We start from the raw sequence: 19366 nt of genomic DNA, 5'->3' as shown, positions 1-19366 counted from the left end.
ATGGCACCAGTCACCGAGCCGTGGCACACCACGGCTCGGCCCTCCCTGACCTGCGGCCACTCCTGCAGCTCAAGAGTAGGCCGGGGGTACGACACTTCTTCACGTCGTGCAGCGGGGGACGCGCTCGATCCCAGCTCAGGAAACTGACGGCGGTGGGAACGGTTCGTAGGAACTGGTCGAGGTGTCGAACGTGAACGCGGTCCACTTGTTCCTCTCAGGTGCGGCGAGCCGTGCACCCAGGGCCACCGCGATCGCCACCGGGCCACTGAGGAAAATGGCGTGATGGCCGGTCCTGGCGGCAGCGGGCAGCGCGGCCGTACGCCAGGCTAGGCACGTCTGCTCCACGACGCCACTGAACGTCTCGCCGTCCTCCGCTAGTCGTGACGTGGACGAGTGCAGCCGCAGCACGTAACCGATCCCGTGCTGGCGGCAGGCCGCCATGACCTGATCGGTGAACTGGTCACCGAACCCCTGGAGATCCAGCGCGATCGCGACCTTGGACGCGTCGCCGCCATCAACCGCTTCAAGGCGCTCCGCAATCAACGGCCTCACGGTCGGCTCCACCGCGCGCAGGGACGTGGCCGGGAAGTACGGTGGTGATCCGTCAGCCTGGCGGATCGCGTGTACCGCAACCTCTCGGGCGTGGGTATGCCCCAACCGTGCCCCGAACCAGAAGGCCGCGTTCAACGGCATCGTGGGAATCAGATTGATACGGGCCGCGTCCGGCGTGAGCCGTTCCGCCATCATCGTCGCCACAAGCGTCTCGTCGGCCAGTAGGTCCACCAGTTGTCGATCCCGGGACCCGTCACCGGACAGTTCGACATCCGTCTTCAGAGTAACTGAGCACGTGTCGCGACTGAACGTCTCCGCCTGCTGATCGAGTTGCCGCGCCCGTGCCAGACCTCGCCGCGCGTCCATCGCGGTGACCACGATGCCCACCCGCACCCGGCGTTGGGCACGACCCCGAAGCCAAAACCCCAACACCACGAGTGCCACCCCGGCTACACAGCCCAGGAAGAACCCCCAACGCCCGGCCGCCTCGCCAGTCATCAGCGACTTGATCGCCTCGACGCCGAAGCCCCCCGCGACAACCCCACCAACAGTGATCGCCGCGGTCCCGTCGGAAAATGCCTCCCAGAAGCCGCCCCCGCCGCGCCCTGCGTGTCCGGAGCCCACGACCGTCAGCCGAGGCGAAGCACTTACCTGCTGCGTCATCAACCAATCCATTCGGACCTGGGTCGCCTACGTCATCGAGGTCGAACGCTCGGATCCTCGACACCCACAGAGATCGGTCGTCACTGTATGACAGGAACGCCATCGAAGGGCGGCCGGTGCCCGTGGCCACGGAGGCGGCGACAGAGGCTGATTCCGAGATCAACCCGTTGGCTGTAAGTGGCCGTCCACCGCCAGCATGCCCGCAAGACGATCAGGGCCATAAACCTGATGCGAGGCCTAGACACGGTCCGGGCTTCGCATCGTCGGTCTAGGCGATCGCAAAGTTGGCTTCTACTGTCAGAAACCGATCAGCAACGCTGCGTTGTTGCAGTTCTGTGACGTGCCCCCGGCAGGATTCGAACCTGCGCCCCCGCCTCCGGAGGGCGGGATCATGGACGACAGTAAAGGGCCTGTGAGCTGGTCAGGAGCAAGCCGGGAAGGGCCGGCGGCGTGGACTTGGGCACGTATTTGGCACAGCGTTCACCGAGGGAAGCCGTCGCAGTAGACGGCAGTCGCGTCATCGGAGGGCTTGTTACGGGGCCAGCGCTTTCCTCGTGGGTCGCTGGCCTCGACTTCGCGCACTTGACCGATGAGCCTTGCTGGCCCGGCTGACTCCAGCACGTCGAGCACCATGCTCCAGTCGTAGACCCTGAACGGTTCGACAATTCGTGTGACGCCATCGGTCAGGATCGCAAACCGTCGTACGCTACTCAATCTTATATGCCCTGTAATGGCGTGCTCGGCTGCCTGTGGATTGCTCGCAGCTATCCAGTAACCGCCGGGGGAATTTCGGGCGGCTAACTCGGCATGCTTCATTCGAACCAGCGCTGCCGCCTTTTCGGGTGAGCCATTTGGTAGCGCGTCCGCTATTGCGCGTTCTGCAAGCGCGGTCTTGCTTACTCGATCATCGGTGACAATTGCATTCTCATGTTCGAGGTCGAGAACGATAGTCACGTCGCCAAGTACGAGATATCGCAACGTGCTTTCGGTTATGTGTATAGCCGCAACGGCAGCCGATGGCGTGCCCGGGTGGCTTAGGTCGCACGTATCACGGTGCTGATCGGCTGTTTGTTGTATGGCAATCGCTAGGGCGTCAGTCGGCCCGAGCGAGGCATTCTTAACGAGGGTTGTTGCCAGATGGTCGGCGTACCACGCGACCCCGTGAGTGCATCCGGTTTCCGTGCGGACAGTTGCCCCATCCAAGACTGCAACGAAGTTTGGCGCGGTGACCGCGCGATCCTCGCTCGGAACATCCGGTGATCCAGCTTCGGTCGCTACCAGCGTACGCACGCTAAGCCCCCTCGTGCCGGTAGAGCGGCGTTACCCGGTCGGTCGAAATTATATTCAACTGATTTCCAGGCTCGAACACGCACTTGACAATAGTTGAAAAACGCCTGGTCTTCAATTCTCTGTACAGTTCCGCCAGATTATCTGCCACATAGGCGGCGGCACCAAGAGTTCCTGGCGCGTGCGTGCCTGCAAGATAAAGAAAGGTGCCCTTGCGGTCGGGCCGAGGAAGTCTGCCGACGTATCCGTAATCGGCAGGCTCTCCATGGTCTCTTGGCGACCGGTATTCGGTTCCCGTGGTCAGGTCGACCAGGTGCCAGCCTTTGTCGTCTAGCACGTACCGAATGTGTGGGTCAGCTTCCATTACCTGTCCGAGAAATGGCAGCAGGCGAGGGTTGGTGAGCACGACTAGATTCGGCCGGTTGAGATGCACGTTGCCTGGCGCTGGCACGACTTCATTGACCGCATCAAGGCCGGCGGCCCGTGCGGCTGCGCCAAGTCGTTCGTAAGCGTTGAATGCTTCGGCGGAAAGAACGTTGCTCGGATCACTCCGATTGCTTTCCCGCTTGGCGCCGATCGCTACGGTGAGTTTTCCGGTGCCAAGGAATGCGCGCTCGGGCCGCAGTCCGACCGACATGAGTTGAGAGACGCGCCCCTTGGACATGCCGAGCAGATCGGCAACCTGAGTTTGCGTCATTCCACCTGCGATCAACTCTTCTAACGTCTCGCGTCGCAACCGGGAAAGTTCGGCTATCGCCGCTTGGTGCTCGTCGATCCTTGCGCCGATGGCTAGCGCTCGACGCTTCGGGTCGGTGATCTCCGCGATCTCAACGTCGGCCGTCACGCAGTCTCCCGTCATCGGTCTAGGGGGCTAATCGCACTCTACCTGCGACTACCCGGCCTAGCCTCAGCCGGATGGTTGCCCCCTCGCGACCCTTCGGGTTTAGGGGGCTTGACCGGCTCGCGGTTGCCATGTTCTGCTGTGTGCACCCCAGCGAACCGGGTCGGTTCAGGGGGGTAAACCGCAAGAGCGTCGGTTGGTTGTCGGCGACGGCGCTGTGGCTACGGCTGCGGCGTTCGCGTACGGGCCGCTGTGCGCCTGGTGTTTGAGAACTGCATAGAGGAAGGGGCTACGCCTCCCCGATAAGGCGTCGTGCACGAGCGGTGGTTACTCGTGCTTTGACCTGCCCGGCTTGGCTGGGCCATTGATTCGTTTCGGGGTGCGGTGCCGGTCGGTGCCGCACCCCGGTCCGTCGCTGATCCGAGAGGTGATCCCCATGAGCTTTGCCGTCAACGTCCGGATCTCCGTCCGGAATTCGTCCCCGCTGCGGCAGTGCAACCGGTGCGACGCGGTGATCAACAGCGCCGCGTGCCCGTGTCCGCCGAAGCGTCGCCGTCGCCGCTGATCTTCCTAACTCCGAGAGGAACCATCCTGATGTCCTTCGACGTGACGCCGATCGAGCCGACCGGCGATGACCTGGCCGCGATCGATGTTGAGTGGCCGGTGATCGCCGCTGAGTTGGATGTGCTCGACGCTGAGATCAGCTTGTTCTACGCCGATGACCGGGGTGGTCCGTCGCCGTTGGACTGGCGCAGGTTGCGTCGGGCCGAGTCCCGCGTCACTCGCGTCGCCGCCGAGGTGGCCGGGCGACCGGCCACCGGGGGGCAGGCCGCGTCCCGGGTCGCCTGATGACCCGCATGCGGGCCGTCTTCCACGATCCGGACGGCGACCGGTACGGCATCCCCACCTTCTGGTGGCAGGGTGCCCCGCCCGGTTACGCCACCCGCCGCCAACTACGGGCGGCCGGTCTGTGCCCGGGTGGTCAGGAGATCGCCGCTCAGGTCCTCTGGCGTGGTGTCGGTGGCACCCGCGCCGCCTACCTCTACCGGGTTGATCTGGCCCGGCCGAAGCGCACGGCTACCCCCGCCCAGCGTGCCGCTATCGACAAGGCGCTGACCGCCCGTCGTACCTGCCGCGTCTGCGAGCGGGTCCAGCCCTACTACATCCCGCGCTCGCTGAACGAGTGCCTTGACTGCTTCGAGGGAGTCCCCTGGTGATCTGGCTGTTGCTGATTCTGCTGGGCGGGCCGTTGGTGATGCTCGCCCCGTTCGCCCTCGCCCACGCCCTCAACCACACCACCCCGACGGTGAAGGAGACCCTCCGATGACCGCTCCTGCCAGCGTCCACCCCCGCAGTGTCGATGACCTCTACCCGGGCGCGTTGGCGCTGGCCGACCAGCTCGGCGAGGTTCCCTCGCGTAACCGGCTTCAGAAGCAGTTCAAGATCGGCGCTCCGAAGGCCACCGAGCTACGCGAACGACTGCTGACCCGCACCCTCGACCCGATCGCCACCCCGGACCCGGTGGTCAGCCCGGACCCGGCCGTTGGCGTTGAGCCGGTGGTGTGGGACTACCCGGAGCCGATCGGCCCGGTCCCGGCCCCGACCTCGGATCCGGTGCCGGTGGCGGTCGCCCCGGAGCCCGACGTCGCCCCGGAGCCTGACGAGGTGCCCCGTCCGGGTCGGGGGTGGTTGCGTCGTCGCCGGGTGGTGGGTGAGTTGTCGCAGGTCCGGGTGGACGGACACCCGGGTCCGAAGATCACCCCCACCCCGGACCCGCAGCCCATCCCCGAACCGGTTTCGGTGTCGGAGGGGCCTGGGGCTGGGCAGGTCCGGCAGTTCAAGCGGATCCGGTGGGCGGTGCGGGTGGTGCTTGCGCTGGGGGTGGCCGCGTCGATCGCGGGCAACGTGCTTCACGCCCGGGACGAGATCATCAGTCAGGTCATCTCCGCGTGGTCGCCCCTGGCGCTGTTGTTGACGATTGAGCTGATCTCTCGGGTGCCGGTGCACTCGCGTCGGTTGGCGATCGGTCGGTGGGCGGCGACGGCGTTGATCGCGGGGATCGCCGCGTGGGTGTCCTACTGGCACATGGCCTCCGTCGCCGCGCACTACGGGGAGACGAACGGGGCGCAGTATCTGCTCCCGCTGTCCGTCGATGGCCTGGTCGTCGTCGCGTCGATCTGCCTGGTCGAGTTGGGCGGGCGGATCAACGCGGCGGCGAAGCGGTGACCCGGGTGCAGGACGTGTGCGGTACCTGCCACGGCGTCATCGAGTGGGTTGACGACGACAGCCACCCCTATTGGCGGCACGTCAACTCCCGCAACGTCAACCGTCCCCACGCGGCGAAACCCGCCCGCTGACCCCGCCCGGCGGCACAGCCCCTTGGCCTGAGAAACCCGTGCTGTGCCGCCGGTCCGGTCACCCAACCCTCATGTGAGAGGAGGGCATCTCTGATGGTGCCAGTACCCGACCCGGTGTGGTTCACCGACCGGATCACCGAAGTCCGCGCCGAACTCGCCCGCGCCGACACCAAAGCGTCCACCCTGATGGCCGTCGCCGGAGCCGCGCTGACGGTCGGCGTGGCGATCCTCGCTCGCACCGACCTGCCCGGCCCGGCCCTGGCCGCCGGTGTGGTCACGGTCGGGCTGGTCGGCACGGCGGTGGGACTGCTCGCTGGTGCGGTCCGGCCGTGCCTCGGCGGTGATCACGGCCTGGTCCACTACGCGGCTGCCGTGCCGGGGGACCTGATGACCGAAGCCACCACCTCGCCGTTGACCACCACCGCCGAACGGGCGCATCACCTGGTGTGGCTGTCCCGCACGGCGGTGCGGAAGTACCGGCGGGTCCGTACCGCCGTGGATCTGCTGCTGGCCGGCATGGTCGGCACCGCGCTCACGGCTGCTCTGGCCCTGCTTGGTTGACCGGTCACCCGGCCGTGCTCACTCACACCCCTTCGGGTGTGGGTGGGTGCGGGGGCCGACCGGCCCGCACTATCCCCGTTGTGTGCCGGACGCGGTACCGCCTAGGAAACGTCTCCGCGTCCGGCCCTCCCACTGAAGGAGAACCACAGCATGACAGGCATGCCCCAGGAGCGTGGCGTCTTCACCGGTGCCGACGCGCTGACCGACAATGTGGCGTTGGTGGAGTGGTTCAACTCCACCCGCCGGATCCTGCACGCCGCCGCTCTGGAACTCGGCGTGACTGCCTCCGAACTCGACGCCCGGCTGCGGGTCGTCGGCGGCGGCATCATGGTTGGCGGACTCACCGGCCGCGCTCGCGCCCGGCAGGTCGCCCGCCCGATCACCCACGCTTCCGAAGCCCTCGTTACCGCGTCGCAGTACATCGTGACCGCCTCGACCCGCTTCGAAGCCGTGTACATGCCCGAGTTGCAGGCCGTCGGCTACAAGCCGCGCCGCGACGGGTTCCGCTTCACCACCGGCGACGGGGGTGGCCGCTGATGGGCCGCCGCACGAGGATGCCCCGCCACGGGGGACTCTCCCCGATGTCGTACAGGGTCGACCTTCGGTCGGCGGCCCTTCCCTACCTCGTCTGCCCCGCCGGGTGTCTGCTCGCGTGGCCGGCTGCTGCCGCGTCGCACCTGTGGTGGGGGACCAACCCGTGGGCCGCGGCCGGGATCACCGCTGCCGGTGGCGGACTCACCGCGCTGACCTGGACCGCCGGCCGGGCGCGGGGTGTCATCCGGCAGCGGGTGTCCACGCTGCTCACCGCGACCGGATCGGCGTGGGCGCTCGGCGCGACGATCGGCGCACCCTGGGAACGCCCCTGGCTGGACGTGTGGGCCGGCGGGACCGTTGTCGCGTCGGTCGCGGTCGCGGTCATGCGGCTGATGGCCAAGGCCAACCCCGACGAACAACCCACCACCACCGGCGGTGGGGGCGGGGGACTCGCTGAGGCGGTCGCTGCTCTGCGGGATGCGCGGATCGGACGGCCGAAGGTCGACGGGGCGAAGGTCCGCGCGTCGATCGCCATGCCCCACGGTGAGACCCTCGCCGACGTCGAAGGCTCCCGCGAGTCCATTGCCTCCGCGCTTGACGTCGCACCGACGGCAGTGCGGGTGCACCGCAACACCGACAGCGTGCGCACCGGCCACATCGAAGTCGTGCCCGTCGACCAACTCCGCGACACCATCGGATGGGCCGGCCCGTCCGCCCCCGGCCGGTCGGTGGGGGATGCGCCGTTGCGGTTCGGTCTGGCTGAGGATGGGGAGCCGGTCGGGTTGATGCTCACCGGCCGTCCCGGGGTCCGCCCCGCCACCCACGTCCGCGCGACCGGTATGACCGGTTCGGGGAAGACCGAGTGGGCGTTGGTGGTCATGACCGACTACCTGACCCGCACCGATGGGGCGTTGATCGTGGTGGACACGGTGAAGCGGGATCAGACGGTCAAGCCGCTCAAGGGTGGGTTGACGTTGCTGGTCACCGAGGACGACCATGCGGAGGCGTTCTTCGACGTCCTTGCCGAGCAGGTCATCCCCGCCCGCACCGAAGCCCTCGGCCGCGAAGACCTCACCGAGTGGATGCCGGGGTGCTCGCTGTCGCACCTCACGGTGTGGGTGGAGGAATCGGCGGCGTGGTCCGGGCATCCGGCCCTGGTACAGGTCGCTGAACGGGCACGGTCGGCCGGTATCTGCCTCGTGCTGTCCCAACAGCGGTGGACCCACGACCGGGCACCGACCTCTCTGCGGTCGCAGTTCGCGACGAACGTGTGCTTCGGCATCGACAGCCGCGATGACCCGTCGCTTGCGCTGACCGGGGAGACGGTCGACGCGGGAGCGTCACCGCAGGCGTGGGGCAGCAGCAAACCCGGCTACCTCTACATCGAATCCCCCGGCATCCCCACCGGCCGGTGGCCGATCCCCTGCCGCGCCGAACTCGCCCAACGCGCCGACCTCGCCGAAGCCGTCACCGGCTGGGCACCCGTGCGCCGACCCCTCGACCCCACCACCGCCAAAGCTCTCGCCCCCGTCATGCCCACCACCCCCACCACCACCACCGCCACCACCGCGACCGCCGGGCCGGCCGCCGCGACGATCCGCCCGACCGACACCGACGACGGCCAGGAGGTGCCGGCCATGGCCACCCGCCCCGGCGTCAACCCCAACGACCCACCCGATGACGTCGACCCTTCCCAGGAGATCGACACCACCCCGACCCCGCGCCGGTTCGCCCTCGCCCTACCCAAGCAGGTCGGCCCCGAACAGGCCCGCACCCTGCTCCGCGAACACCTCGCCATCCTCGCCGAGCAGGGGCACACCGAGGTGAGGCCGGCAGACTTCGGTGACGTGCTCGCCGCGACCGGCTACGGCGCAGCCTGGCTCACCAAAGCCCTCAAAGAACTCACCGCCGGTCACGAACCGATGCTGATGCCGGTCACCCGCAACGGCCGCTACCGCATCCTGCGCACCCCCTAACCCGCCACCGCGCCGGCCGTGTAATCGGCGTGAACTTCACACCGATTACACGGCCCCCCACCTAGGCAAACCCGCCGTGAAGTACACGTGCAATTCACGGCCACCCCACCCTGCCCACCCACAGGAGCACACCCATGAACCCGGCCACCATCTCCCTTACCGCGCTAGCCTTCGGCACCCTCCTCGGCATCACCCTCGGTATCCCCCTCGGCCGCCGCGTCGAACGCCTCGCCTGGTACGCCGACGCCACCATTGCCCGCGCCCGCATCACCGGCTGGCTCCTGCGCGACCTCAGCAACTGGCTCCTCGCCGCCGCCCTCGTCGTCGCCGTCGCCGTGTTCGTGCTCTGGGCGCTGCTGCGATCCCACCGCTAATACGACGACGGCGCGCTTCGCGCTCTCACCCCTTGGCGGCCAGTTCCCGCCGGACGCTGGCGATCGTCACGCCGCCCCCGGGAAGGAGCGGCCCCATGCCCCCGAATGGCATCCGGTGCGGGCACTGGATCGGCGTGGAACGGCGCTACTGCCACCACCCCGATCATGTCCGCCCCTACCTGCAAGGCCCCCGCTGCCCGGCCCACACGCCGAACGCTCTCGCTGGGCGGCCCGAACCCGCATCGACGTCCCTGAACGAAGCTAAGAGGAGCGCCATGCCTGACACGCCTTCGCTGCTCGTCCCCGCCCTGACCTACGCCGGTCGTGGGTGGCCGGTGTTCATGCTCGCCCGGTCGAAACGACCCGTCGCCAACTGCCCACCCTGCACCACCCCCGGCCCCGACCACGACCGGGAAGCCTGCACGTGCCTGACCTGCCACGGCTTCTACGCCGCCACCACCGACCCCGACCGGGTCACCGCGATCGTGACCGCCGTCCCCACCGGGCAACTCGCCCTACGCACCGGTGTCCCATCCGGCACCGTCGTGATCGACGTCGACCCCGCCCACGGAGGCAGGGACACCATGAACGCGCTCATCGCCGCCGGCTTGTTGCCACCCACCGCCTACGTGATCACCGGGTCGGGAGGCCTGCACCTGTACTACCGGCACCCCGGACAGCCGGTGTCGTGCAGTCAGGGCAAGCCCGGACAGGGACTCGGCCCCGGCATCGACGTCAAAGCCGACGGCGGGTATGTGGTGCTACCCCCAAGCGTGCACCCACGCACGGGCCGCCCGTACCGGCGGGCGCCGCGTCGGGAAATGCGGGAGATGCCCCCCGCGCTGGTTGATGCCTGCCGACCGGCCCCGCCCCTGCCGATCCCGGTCCCGGCGCACACGCCGGCCAGCACTCGGGAGGCGGGGGGCATCTCCCATCCCGACCGGCTCCTCGCCGCACACCTGCACGCGGTCGCCACCGCCCCGCAAGGCAGCCGCCGGACCACCCTCTACGGGGCAGCCCGAGGCATCGCCCGCATGGTCACCGCCGGAGCCATCAACCACCACGACGCGGTGGCCGCCCTCACCACCGCCGGCCACCAGGCAGAGCAGACCGACCGGGACATTCGCGCCGCCATCACCGAGGGCTTCCGCGCCGAAGGAATCGCCGCATGAACCCACCAACCAGCACTGCCGATCAGCCCGTCGACGGTGCGGCGATCCTTGACCAGGTACACGCCTGCCTCACCAAGTACGTGATCCTGCCCTCGGCGGAAGCCGCAGACGCGGTAACGCTGTGGATCGCCGCCAGCCACGCCCAACCCGCGTGGGCACACGCCCCACGCCTGGTCATCCGGGCACCCGAAAAGCGGTGCGGTAAGTCCCGACTGCTCGACGTGGTGGAGGCCACCTGCTACGCGCCGCTGATCACCGTCAACGCTTCACCGGCCGCCGTCTACCGGGCCATCGGCAGTGACGACCCGCCCACCCTGCTCGTGGACGAAGCCGACACCATTTTCGGGGCCGCCGCCGAGGGCAATGAAGACCTACGTGGCCTGCTCAACGCCGGCCACCAACGCAACCGCCCCGCGATCCGGTGGGACAACAACACCCGCAGCCTGGAGAAGATCCCCACCTTCGCCATGGCCGCCCTCGCCGGCATCGGGGCGATGCCCGACACCATCGAAGACCGCGCCGTCGTCGTCCGCATGCGTCGCCGCGCACCGGGGGAGCAGGTCGCCCCGTACCGGCACCGCCGTGACGGCCCGGCCCTGCGGACCCTGGCCCGGACGCTCACCACCTGGCTACGCGCGAACCTGCCCACCCTCGAAGCCGCGGAACCACCCATGCCCGTCGAAGACCGCGCCGCCGACACCTGGGAACCCCTCGTGGCCGTCGCGGACCTTGCCGGTGGACCCTGGCCCGACCGGGCACGCCGTGCCTGTGAAACCCTTACCGCCCTACGCGACGGGGCAGCCGTTCCCTCCGACCGGATTCGGCTCCTGGCCGACTGCCGCGCGATCTTCCGCACCGCCGGGGTGCCCGACACCCAGAACCGGCCCGGCATCCCCAGCAGCATCCTGCTGGACCACCTGCGAGCCGACGCCGAAGCACCGTGGGCCGAGTACGGCAAGAGCGGCACCGGCCTCACCGCCATGAAACTCGGCCAACTCCTGGCCGAGTACGAGATCCGGTCCACGAACATCCGATTCGGGCCACCCCACGGGCAGGTCAAGGGCTACTACCAAGCCGACTTCACCGACGCCTGGCAGCGCTACTGCCCCGGCCCCGAAGCCCTACCCCCACCGGAGGCGTCCCAGCCGTCCCAGCCGTCCCCGCCCAGCTCAACCCCGGGACGGGTCATCCCCCTGGGACGGCTCAAGCCGTCCCACACCACCACCGCCCAGCCTGCCGCTGGGACGGCTTAAGCCGTCCCAGCTCCCAAGCCGTCCCAGCCCTGACCTGCAACGGGACGGCTGGGACGGCTGGGACGGCTACCCCGGGCACCCCTGACCGCCCAGCGACGAACCGACCTCCACGCCACCCCGAGGAAGGACAGCCGTCTGTGAAAAGCCCTCGCCCTGCCCGCCATCTCACCATTGCCGATGTATGCGATGACCTCGGAATCAGTCGATCCACCTTCTATGACTGGCGGGCAAAGCGGAAGGGTCCGCCGGCCCGGAAGCTGCCGAACGGAGAGATTCGAATCGAACGAAGCGACTACGAATCCTGGCTTGAGTCCCTGTGCGAGGAGGCCGCTTGAGCACTACCTATGACATACGTATATGGTCAATCGAAACCTACGCGGGAAAGCGGGGGTGCACCTACCGTGTCCGTTGGGGGGTTGCCGGTCAGCCACGTAAAAAGGTGTTCAGGACGAAAGCTCTCGCAGAAAGCTTCCGTTCCGAATTGGTGACGGCTTCCCGGAAGGGTGAAGCGTTCGATGTCGAGTCGGGACTTCCGATCTCGACGCGACGCAAGGGTGCGGTCATGTCGTGGTATGACCTGGCGTGTTCCTTCGCGGATATGAAGTGGCCGCATGTGGCTGCTACGACCAGGCGCACCCACGCGGAGGCGCTGACGGCGTTGACGGTGCTCATGCTGAAGAACGCCCGGGGCCGCCCGGACGGCAAGGTGATCCGCTACGCGCTGGGACGCTGGGCCTTCAACACCACCCGCCGCGCCAGCGAGGAGATACCTGAGCAGGTTCGGACCACGCTCGAATGGGTGAAGCGGAACAGCCGGGACGTAGCCAGCCTCAGTCGTCCCGATGTGCTACGCCCCGTGCTGGACGGACTCACCGTGAGACTCGACGGCGCACCCGCAGCGCCAAGTGTTATCAGCCGTCGCCGGAAGATATTCAATACCGCGATCGAATACGCGGTAGAAAAGCGGCTGCTGCCCGTAAATCCGCTGCCGCAGTTGAAATGGAAGCCGCCGAAGACCGTCACGACGATCGACCGACGGTCGGTAGCTAACCCGGTTCAGGTGCGGACCCTACTGAAAAGCGTGAGGGAGCAGGGTCGGATCGGTCCGCGTATGGTCGCGTTCTACGCCTGCCTGTACTACTCGGCCCTGCGTCCGGAGGAAGCTGTTCGGCTCGCCAAGCCGAACCTTCACCTGCCCGAAAAAGGGTGGGGGGAATTCACGCTCGACGGAGCGGACCCACACGCCGGACGTGAATGGACCGACAGCGGGAAGAACCGCGACAGCCGTCAACTCAAGCAGCGTGCACGAGGGGAAACCCGGACCGTTCCGAGTCCGCCCGAGCTGACCGCGATCATCAACGCCCACGTCGAGCTGTTCGGCTACGGACCGAACGGACGGCTGTTCGTAGGAGAGCGCAACAAGGAGGAACTACCGAAGGGGACGATCAACCGCGTGTGGCGGTGGGCGCGAGCGGCCACGTTCACCCCGGAGGCGAAAGCCTCGCCGCTGGCCCGCACGCCGTACGACCTGCGGCACGCGGCCGTGTCGACCTGGCTCAACGGGGGAGTGCCGCCGACCCAGGTAGCCGAGTGGGCCGGACAGTCGGTAGAGGTGCTGCTCAGGATCTATGCCAAGTGCCTGGACGGCGGTGACGCAGCTCTCAGGCAGCGCATCGAGCGGGCACTCGGCCACGACTGACCGCACCGCAAACGGTGGCACGCCGGTGGCACAGACACCCGCCACGGGCCGCTGACGGCCGGACATGGCCGTACACACGACGAAGGCCGCTGATCGGGTTTCCCCTGGTCAGCGGCCTTCTCGTGCTGGTCGTCCGTGGTGCCCCCGGCAGGATTCGAACCTGCGCCCCCGCCTCCGGAGGGCGGTGCTCTATCCCCTGAGCTACGGGGGCTCAGCGACCTGAGAAGAGTAGCAAACCCCTCCGGGATCACCGAATCGCCACCCGGCTCCCACCGGCGCATCCCGCTGACCTGCGTGATCATGGCAGCGGGCCGCCCGCGACGACCGTCGGTGGGGCCGGCCGGATCGGTCACCGCCCGTACCGGTCGGCCCGGTGCGGGTGTCGGCCACGCCGGGCCGACCGGCGCGGGCGGCCGGGTGGTCAGGCGGCGGCCAGGGCGCGACCGCAGCTCGGCAGCGGGTGCAGGGCGATGCGCCGGGGGAGCCGGCGGGGCCATTCGTTGCGGGGCCAGGAGCCGTCCACGATCAGGTGCACCGGGTGCTGGTCGGCACCGCTGAGCCGGAACACGAAGTCGCGGGGCAGCGGCGGGTCCACGCTCGGTGTGGTCACCATGAACCGGACCCGGCCCCGGGAGGACACCGCCGAGATAACCTCGGCGGCCGGCATGGTGCCCCGCAGGCGTACCCGGCCGATCCAGTAGACCTCCGCGTCGTGCTCCTGGGCGGCCCGGGTGATGGCCGGGTACTCGCCGCGTACCCAGCGCTCGACCGCGCCGACGCAGAGCCCGCAGGCCCGTTCGCGCGGCTCCCGGGGGCCGAGCCCCCAGGCCCGCAGGTAGGCCCCGACCGTGCCGGCGTCGATCGTCAGGTCGAAGCGGCGCTGGATCAGCGCGGCCAGGCTCTGCCGCGTCCACAGCTCCTCGTCCAGCCCGAACTCGTCGGGGTGGACGCCCCGCAGGACGTCGATCAGTTCGAGTTCCTGTTCCCGGCTGAGCGCTCCCGACTCGCCCTGCCGGTGTCCGCGACGGGCGGCTGCCACCGCTCCGTCACCGCCGATGGTGTGGCGTCGGCACCAACTGGTGACCGAGCGCCGCGCGTCTCTGAGTGCAACCCCCACGTCCTGCGCAACGAGCACGAATCACAACTGGTCACGATATGTAGGTAGAAAATTCTCTTAGGTCTTCAAAGGTGTGACGCACGCTAAAAACGCAAAACACCCATAACTCTCATAAGGTGTCAGGGTGTGCGTGCCGACTCCGGGGGAGGGCGCGGGGAAGGTCTGGGGCAGGCCCGCGGACGCGCGCAGGCCCGCGTCCGCCGGAGCGGGACGCGGGCCTGCCGGCGCGCGGAGGTGGGGTCAGCCGCCCAGGCGCTTCAGGGCGTTCTGCAGGTTGGTCAGGTCGGTCTGCTGGGTGTTCTTCATGGTCTGCGCCACCGTGAGGACGTCGTCCTCGCCACCGGCGTCGAGGATGCCCTGGATCATGTGGATGCCGCCGAGGTGATGCTTGATCATCATCTGGAGGAAGAGGACGTCCAGCTCACGCCCCTGGGCGACGCGCAGCTTCGCCATCTCCTCCGGGGTCGCCATGCCCGGCATCAGACCGTTTTCGATCTTGCCGGTGCCGTCCGGCATCCAGGCCATCCGGGGCTGGTCGCCGGTCGGGTCGAGCCCCCACGACCGCAGCCAGGTCTGCATGGTGCCGATCTCGCCCTGCTGGCCGGTGGCGATGTCGCCGCCGATCTGGCGTACCTCCGGGTCGGTGCCCCGGTCGAAGGCGATCAGCCCCATCTCCACCGCCTGGGCGTGGTGGGTGGTCATGTCCCGGGCGAAGCCCGCCTCCGCGGAGTCGTCGCCCGGCCGGGTCAACGTCGGGGTCAGCAGGCCGCCGGCGTACCCGAGGAGGAGGCCGACCACGACGGCGGCGGCCAGGGCGAGCACGCCGTAGCGGCCGGCGGGCCGCCGGTCACCGGAACCGGTGACCGAGGGCTCGGCCGACGGGGTGCTGGTCGTCACGGAGGCGGTCATCGCCACGTCCTCACTGGGTGGGGGGCTGCTGCTGTTGCTGCGGGACGTTGTCGCGCGGGGCCGTGCCGGTGGCCGTGATGCCCTGGCCGCAGTTGGCGTTCGGACCCTCGACCGAGGCGTTCACCCGCAGCGTCTTGATGAACTCGTCGATCCGGCCGTCGTCGGCGTTGTCGACCTTGAGCTGGTAGCCCCACGCCTGGAGCGAGATCGGCTTGTCCAGCCCCTCGAACGGGCTGAGCATCGCCTTCTCCACGCCCTGCACCTTGCTCCGGAGCTTGCTGACCTGGTCGGCCGGCAGGTCGGGGCGGTAGGTGATCCAGACGGTGCCGTGCTCCAGGCTGTGCACCGCGTGCTCGTTGGCGATCGGGGCGTCGTAGACGTCACCCATGCAGTTCTGCCAGGCCGGGTTGTGCGGACCGGCGACCGGCGGGAGGACGTCGTACTTGATCGCGCCCTGCTGGTGCTGACCGCCCTGGACGAGCTTGGGGTCCTTCTCCCGGAAGTCGACGATGCCGTCGATGTCGGCGGCCCGCTGCTCCCACGACTTGGAACCCTGGAAGGCCGCGTACGCGCCGTAGCCGATGATCGAGACGGCGAGCACACCCACGGCGACGAACAGGGCGATCGGACCCCAGGAACGGCCCTGGCTGACCTTCACCGGGGTGATCGGCTTGCGGGGGCCCTTGCCGCCCGACGTCTGCCGGGGTGCGGCGGACTTGGCTGCCCCGGGCTTGGCGCCGGACGCGGGCCGGCCCGCCGCCGGCTTCTTGCCGGTGCTGACCACGGTCGGACGGCGCTCAGGGCCGCCCGGGGTGCTGATGCTCATCGTGCCTCGTCAGGTCGGTCGGTCAGGGGATCTGGCGGGCCGGGTGACGCTCAGGGTCGCCGCCGAGTGCCCGAGTCTACCCCCGATAACATGGTTCGGTGACTCCCGCAGAACTCGCCGAGGTCGTCCTCTCCGCAGCCCACGCCGTTTTCACCGAGCGCGGGCTCGACCCCGCCGCGCTTCCGGGGCGTACGACGGTGGAGCGACCGCGTAACCCCGACCACGGCGACTACGCCTCGACGCTGGCCCTCCAGCTCAGCAAGAAGGTCGGCGTCCCGCCCCGGGAGCTGGCCGCCGCGCTGGCCGGGCAGCTCGGCCGGGCGACCGGGGTCAAGTCGGTGGAGATCGCCGGCCCCGGGTTCCTCAACATCCGGCTCGACGCCGCCGCCGCCGGCCAGCTCGCCCGGGTGATCGTCGAGGCCGGCGAGGAGTACGGCCGCAGCGACCGGCTCGCCGGCCAGCGGATCAACCTGGAGTTCGTCTCGGCCAACCCGACCGGCCCGGTGCACATCGGCGGGGTCCGCTGGGCCGCCGTCGGCGACGCGCTCAGCCGGCTGCTGCGGGCCGCCGGCGCCGAGGTCGGCACCGAGTACTACTTCAACGACGCCGGGTCGCAGATCGACCGGTTCGCCCGGTCGCTGCTGTGCGCGGCGAAGGGCGAGCCGGCCCCCGAGGACGGCTACGGCGGGGCGTACATCGCCGAGATCGCCGAGCAGGTCCGGGCGGTCCGGCCGGACGTGCTCGACCTGCCCGACGCGCAGGCCCAGGAGGTGTTCAGGGTCGAGGGCGTGACGCTGATGTTCGCCGAGATCAGGTCGTCGCTGCGCGGCTTCGGGGTGGAGTTCGACACCTACTTCAACGAGAAGGACCTGCACGACCGGGGTGAGCTGGACCTGGCCCTGGACCGGTTGCGCACGCAGGGCCACCTCTACGAGGCCGACGGGGCGACCTGGCTGCGCACCACCGACTTCGGTGACGACAAGGACCGGGTGCTGCGCAAGTCCAACGGCGAGTGGACCTACTTCGCCGCCGACTGCGCCTACTACCTGGACAAGCGGGAGCGCGGCTTCGAGCGGGTCGTGATCATGCTGGGCGCCGACCACCACGGCTACCTCGGACGGATGAAGGCGATGTCCGCCTGCTTCGGCGACGACCCGGCGGTCAACCTGGAGATCCTCATCGGCCAGCTGGTCAACCTGGTCCGCGACGGCGTGCCGGTACGGATGAGCAAGCGGGCCGGCACCGTGGTCACCCTGGAGGACCTGGTCGACGCGATCGGGGTGGACGCGGCCCGCTACGCGCTGGCCCGTTACTCCAGCGACTCGCCGATCGACATCGACGTGGAGCTGTGGACCCGGGCCACCCGCGACAACCCGGTCTACTACGTGCAGTACGTCGCCGCCCGGACGGCCAGCGTCGGCCGCAACGCCGCCGAGGTCGGCCTGGACCGGGGCGACGGGGCCGGGTTCGACCCCGGGTTGCTCGACCACGACAAGGAGAACGAGCTGCTCAAGGCGCTCGCCGAGTTCCCCGCCGTGGTCGCCGCCGCCGCCGAGCTGCGCGAACCGCACCGGGTGGCCCGCTACCTGGAGGACCTGGCCGGGGCGTACCACCGGTTCTACGACAACTGCCGGATCCTGCCGCGTGGCGACGAGGAGGTCACCGACCTGCACCGGGCCCGGCTCTGGCTCAACGACGCCACCCGCACGGTGATCGCCAACGGGCTGCGCCTGCTCGGCGTCTCCGCTCCGGAGAGGATGTAGCCCTGATGCGTACCCGAGGAACGGGCCTGCGTCCGCAGGTCGACGGCGTGGGCCGGCGGTCGCCGCGGCCCCGGGGCGGCGGTCGCTGATGCGCGCCCACGAAGCCGGTGCGATGCACGGCGACATCGGGGACCGGGGTCCGGGCTGGCTGCGGCCCCCGGCCGACGTCAACGCCCTGGTCCCGCAGCTCTGGCCCCGCCAGGTGGAGCGCGGCGCGGACGGCGCGCTGACCGTCGCGGGGCTCGACGTCCGCGAGCTGGCGGCCGGGTACGGCACCCCGGCGTACGTCCTCGACGAGGACGACCTGCGCTCGCGCGCCCGGGACTTCCGGGCCGCCTTCCCCGACGTGGACGTCTACTACGCCGGCAAGGCGTTCCTCTGCCGGGCGGTGGTCCGGATGATCGCCGAGGAGGGGCTGCACCTGGACGTCTGCTCCGGGGGCGAGCTGGCCACCGCGCTGTCGGCCGGGATGCCGGCGGAACGGATCGGCTTCCACGGCAACAACAAGTCGGTCGCCGAGCTGACCCGGGCGCTGGATGCCGGGGTGGGCCGGATCATCCTCGACTCGTTCACCGAGATCGACCGGCTGACCGCGCTGGCCCGGGAGCGCGGGGTCCGCCCCGGCGTGCTGATCCGGGTCACCGTCGGGGTGGAGGCGCACACCCACGAGTTCATCGCCACCGCCCACGAGGACCAGAAGTTCGGCTTCTCGCTGGCCGGCGGGGCCGCCGCCGCGGCGGCCTTCCGGGTCATCGACGAAGGTGTGCTGGACCTGCGCGGGCTGCACTCGCACATCGGCTCGCAGATCTTCGACACCAGCGGTTTCGAGGTCTCCGCCCGCCGGGTGCTCGCCCTCCAGGCGCAGATCCGCGACGCGCGCGGGGTGGAGCTGCCCGAGCTGGACCTGGGCGGCGGCTTCGGCATCGCGTACACCACCCAGGACGACCCGGCCACCCCGGACGAGCTGGCCAAGCGGCTCCGCAAGATCGTCGACTCGGAGTGCGCGGCGGAGAACCTGTCCGTTCCGCACCTGTCGATCGAGCCGGGCCGGGCCATCGTCGGCCCCGCCGTGTTCACCCTGTACACGGTCGGCACCGTCAAGGACGTCGACGGGCTGCGGACGTACGTCAGCGTGGACGGCGGGATGAGCGACAACATCCGGACCGCCCTCTACGACGCGTCCTACTCGGCGACGCTGGCCGACCGGGCCTCGACCGCCGAGCCGCTGCTGGCCCGCGTGGTGGGAAAGCACTGTGAGTCCGGGGACATCGTGGTGAAGGATGAATTCCTGCCCGCCGACGTGCAGCCCGGAGATCTTGTCGCGGTCCCCGGCACGGGGGCGTACTGCCGCAGCATGGCCAGCAACTACAACCACGTGCCCCGCCCCCCGGTGGTCGCGGTGCGTGACGGCCGAGCCCGGCTGATCGTTCGACGGGAAACCGAAGAAGACCTGCTCGCCTTGGATGTGGGATGACGTCACCT

At 69.2% G+C, this 19366-nt stretch carries 19 protein-coding genes and 2 tRNA genes; 13 read left to right on the top strand and 8 right to left on the bottom strand.

What is annotated here, in order from left to right; translation table 11 throughout:
• Nucleotides 1-135 precede the first annotated feature (135 nt).
• The 4 genes from O7612_RS24750 to O7612_RS24735 all read right to left on the bottom strand — a co-directional run bounded on the left by O7612_RS24750 (nucleotide 136) and on the right by O7612_RS24735 (nucleotide 3346).
• Nucleotides 136-1215: an SAVED domain-containing protein gene (locus O7612_RS24750; protein WP_282267763.1), complete on the bottom strand. Its 1080-nt coding sequence runs from the start codon at nucleotides 1213-1215 to the stop codon at nucleotides 136-138.
• A 341-nt stretch (nucleotides 1216-1556) separates the two neighbouring features.
• Nucleotides 1557-1625: transfer RNA gene (locus O7612_RS24745), tRNA-Arg, on the bottom strand.
• Between the two features lie 70 nt (nucleotides 1626-1695).
• Nucleotides 1696-2505: a protein phosphatase 2C domain-containing protein gene (locus O7612_RS24740; RefSeq protein ID WP_282267760.1), complete on the bottom strand. Its 810-nt coding sequence runs from the start codon at nucleotides 2503-2505 to the stop codon at nucleotides 1696-1698.
• A 1-nt stretch (nucleotide 2506) separates the two neighbouring features.
• Nucleotides 2507-3346 carry a sigma factor-like helix-turn-helix DNA-binding protein gene (locus O7612_RS24735; RefSeq protein ID WP_282267758.1) on the bottom strand — a complete coding sequence of 280 codons (840 nt, stop codon included), beginning with the start codon at nucleotides 3344-3346 and terminating at the stop codon, nucleotides 2507-2509.
• Between the two features lie 591 nt (nucleotides 3347-3937).
• Between O7612_RS24735 and O7612_RS24730 the strand changes: the two genes are divergently transcribed.
• The 11 genes from O7612_RS24730 (at nucleotide 3938) to O7612_RS24680 (ending at nucleotide 13269) form a co-directional block, all read left to right on the top strand.
• Complete coding sequence (locus O7612_RS24730; protein ID WP_282274042.1) at nucleotides 3938-4192, top strand: DUF6284 family protein; 255 nt, start codon at nucleotides 3938-3940, stop codon at nucleotides 4190-4192.
• Nucleotides 4192-4560 (top strand): RRQRL motif-containing zinc-binding protein, encoded by a 369-nt coding sequence (locus O7612_RS24725; RefSeq protein WP_282267756.1) that lies wholly within the window; start codon nucleotides 4192-4194, stop codon nucleotides 4558-4560. The genes O7612_RS24730 and O7612_RS24725 overlap by 1 nt, the downstream gene beginning before the upstream one ends.
• Before the next feature lie 106 nt (nucleotides 4561-4666).
• A complete protein-coding gene (locus tag O7612_RS24720) occupies nucleotides 4667-5569 on the top strand; it encodes a DUF2637 domain-containing protein (protein ID WP_282267754.1) in 903 nt (300 codons plus the stop codon).
• 224 nt (nucleotides 5570-5793) lie between these two features.
• On the top strand, nucleotides 5794-6261 hold the full coding sequence (locus O7612_RS24715; RefSeq protein WP_282267752.1) for a Pycsar system effector family protein: 468 nt from the start codon (nucleotides 5794-5796) through the stop codon (nucleotides 6259-6261).
• Nucleotides 6262-6420: 159 nt separating this feature from the next.
• Complete coding sequence (locus tag O7612_RS24710; protein WP_282274041.1) at nucleotides 6421-6798, top strand: hypothetical protein; 378 nt, start codon at nucleotides 6421-6423, stop codon at nucleotides 6796-6798.
• Between the two features lie 44 nt (nucleotides 6799-6842).
• A complete protein-coding gene (locus O7612_RS24705; RefSeq protein ID WP_282267750.1) occupies nucleotides 6843-8771 on the top strand; it encodes a conjugal transfer protein TraB in 1929 nt (642 codons plus the stop codon).
• A gap of 134 nt (nucleotides 8772-8905) precedes the next feature.
• Entirely contained in the window at nucleotides 8906-9145 is a 240-nt protein-coding gene (locus O7612_RS24700) for a hypothetical protein (protein WP_282267748.1), read from the top strand.
• Nucleotides 9146-9420: 275 nt separating this feature from the next.
• Nucleotides 9421-10317, top strand: coding sequence for a bifunctional DNA primase/polymerase (locus tag O7612_RS24695; RefSeq protein ID WP_282267746.1), 897 nt, complete (start codon nucleotides 9421-9423; stop codon nucleotides 10315-10317).
• Complete coding sequence (locus O7612_RS24690) at nucleotides 10314-11570, top strand: DUF3631 domain-containing protein (protein ID WP_282267744.1); 1257 nt, start codon at nucleotides 10314-10316, stop codon at nucleotides 11568-11570. The genes O7612_RS24695 and O7612_RS24690 overlap by 4 nt, the downstream gene beginning before the upstream one ends.
• A 137-nt stretch (nucleotides 11571-11707) precedes the next feature.
• Nucleotides 11708-11905 (top strand): helix-turn-helix domain-containing protein, encoded by a 198-nt coding sequence (locus tag O7612_RS24685; protein ID WP_282267742.1) that lies wholly within the window; start codon nucleotides 11708-11710, stop codon nucleotides 11903-11905.
• A gap of 227 nt (nucleotides 11906-12132) precedes the next feature.
• A complete protein-coding gene (locus O7612_RS24680; RefSeq protein ID WP_282267740.1) occupies nucleotides 12133-13269 on the top strand; it encodes an integrase in 1137 nt (378 codons plus the stop codon).
• Between the two features lie 136 nt (nucleotides 13270-13405).
• On the opposite strand, the gene O7612_RS24675 is transcribed toward O7612_RS24680, so the two are convergent.
• From O7612_RS24675 to O7612_RS24660, 4 genes are all read right to left on the bottom strand, one after another.
• Nucleotides 13406-13480: transfer RNA gene (locus O7612_RS24675), tRNA-Arg, on the bottom strand.
• Nucleotides 13481-13690: 210 nt separating this feature from the next.
• Nucleotides 13691-14386: a winged helix-turn-helix domain-containing protein gene (locus tag O7612_RS24670; RefSeq protein WP_282267738.1), complete on the bottom strand. Its 696-nt coding sequence runs from the start codon at nucleotides 14384-14386 to the stop codon at nucleotides 13691-13693.
• A gap of 240 nt (nucleotides 14387-14626) precedes the next feature.
• Nucleotides 14627-15295, bottom strand: a complete 669-nt coding sequence (locus O7612_RS24665) for a DUF305 domain-containing protein (RefSeq protein WP_282267736.1) — start codon at nucleotides 15293-15295, stop codon at nucleotides 14627-14629.
• Between the two features lie 10 nt (nucleotides 15296-15305).
• Complete coding sequence (locus O7612_RS24660) at nucleotides 15306-16121, bottom strand: DUF3105 domain-containing protein (RefSeq protein ID WP_282267734.1); 816 nt, start codon at nucleotides 16119-16121, stop codon at nucleotides 15306-15308.
• A gap of 98 nt (nucleotides 16122-16219) precedes the next feature.
• On the opposite strand from O7612_RS24660, the gene argS reads away from it, so the two are divergent.
• Entirely contained in the window at nucleotides 16220-17884 is a 1665-nt protein-coding gene (argS, locus tag O7612_RS24655; protein WP_282267732.1) for an arginine--tRNA ligase, read from the top strand.
• Nucleotides 17885-17972: 88 nt separating this feature from the next.
• On the top strand, nucleotides 17973-19358 hold the full coding sequence (gene lysA / locus O7612_RS24650) for a diaminopimelate decarboxylase (protein ID WP_282267730.1): 1386 nt from the start codon (nucleotides 17973-17975) through the stop codon (nucleotides 19356-19358).
• Nucleotides 19359-19366: the final 8 nt, after the last annotated feature.

The organism is Micromonospora sp. WMMD987 (assembly GCF_029581435.1).
GTDB lineage: Bacteria > Actinomycetota > Actinomycetes > Mycobacteriales > Micromonosporaceae > Micromonospora > Micromonospora rifamycinica.
This window is presented reverse-complemented; position numbering and strand designations above follow the sequence as displayed.

Excerpts from the sequence above, each read along its gene's own strand:
- O7612_RS24750 (WP_282267763.1), bottom strand. The coding sequence starts at position 1,215 with ATGACGCAGCAGGTAAGTGCTTCGCCTCGGCTGACGGTCGTGGGCTCC.
- O7612_RS24730 (WP_282274042.1), top strand. The coding sequence starts at position 3,938 with ATGTCCTTCGACGTGACGCCGATCGAGCCGACCGGCGATGACCTGGCC.
- O7612_RS24725 (WP_282267756.1), top strand. The coding sequence starts at position 4,192 with ATGACCCGCATGCGGGCCGTCTTCCACGATCCGGACGGCGACCGGTAC.
- O7612_RS24720 (WP_282267754.1), top strand. The coding sequence starts at position 4,667 with ATGACCGCTCCTGCCAGCGTCCACCCCCGCAGTGTCGATGACCTCTAC.
- O7612_RS24715 (WP_282267752.1), top strand. The coding sequence starts at position 5,794 with ATGGTGCCAGTACCCGACCCGGTGTGGTTCACCGACCGGATCACCGAA.
- O7612_RS24710 (WP_282274041.1), top strand. The coding sequence starts at position 6,421 with ATGCCCCAGGAGCGTGGCGTCTTCACCGGTGCCGACGCGCTGACCGAC.
- O7612_RS24705 (WP_282267750.1), top strand. The coding sequence starts at position 6,843 with ATGTCGTACAGGGTCGACCTTCGGTCGGCGGCCCTTCCCTACCTCGTC.
- O7612_RS24700 (WP_282267748.1), top strand. The coding sequence starts at position 8,906 with ATGAACCCGGCCACCATCTCCCTTACCGCGCTAGCCTTCGGCACCCTC.
- O7612_RS24695 (WP_282267746.1), top strand. The coding sequence starts at position 9,421 with ATGCCTGACACGCCTTCGCTGCTCGTCCCCGCCCTGACCTACGCCGGT.
- O7612_RS24690 (WP_282267744.1), top strand. The coding sequence starts at position 10,314 with ATGAACCCACCAACCAGCACTGCCGATCAGCCCGTCGACGGTGCGGCG.
- O7612_RS24680 (WP_282267740.1), top strand. The coding sequence starts at position 12,133 with ATGTCGTGGTATGACCTGGCGTGTTCCTTCGCGGATATGAAGTGGCCG.
- O7612_RS24665 (WP_282267736.1), bottom strand. The coding sequence starts at position 15,295 with ATGACCGCCTCCGTGACGACCAGCACCCCGTCGGCCGAGCCCTCGGTC.
- O7612_RS24660 (WP_282267734.1), bottom strand. The coding sequence starts at position 16,121 with ATGAGCATCAGCACCCCGGGCGGCCCTGAGCGCCGTCCGACCGTGGTC.
- lysA (WP_282267730.1), top strand. The coding sequence starts at position 17,973 with ATGCGCGCCCACGAAGCCGGTGCGATGCACGGCGACATCGGGGACCGG.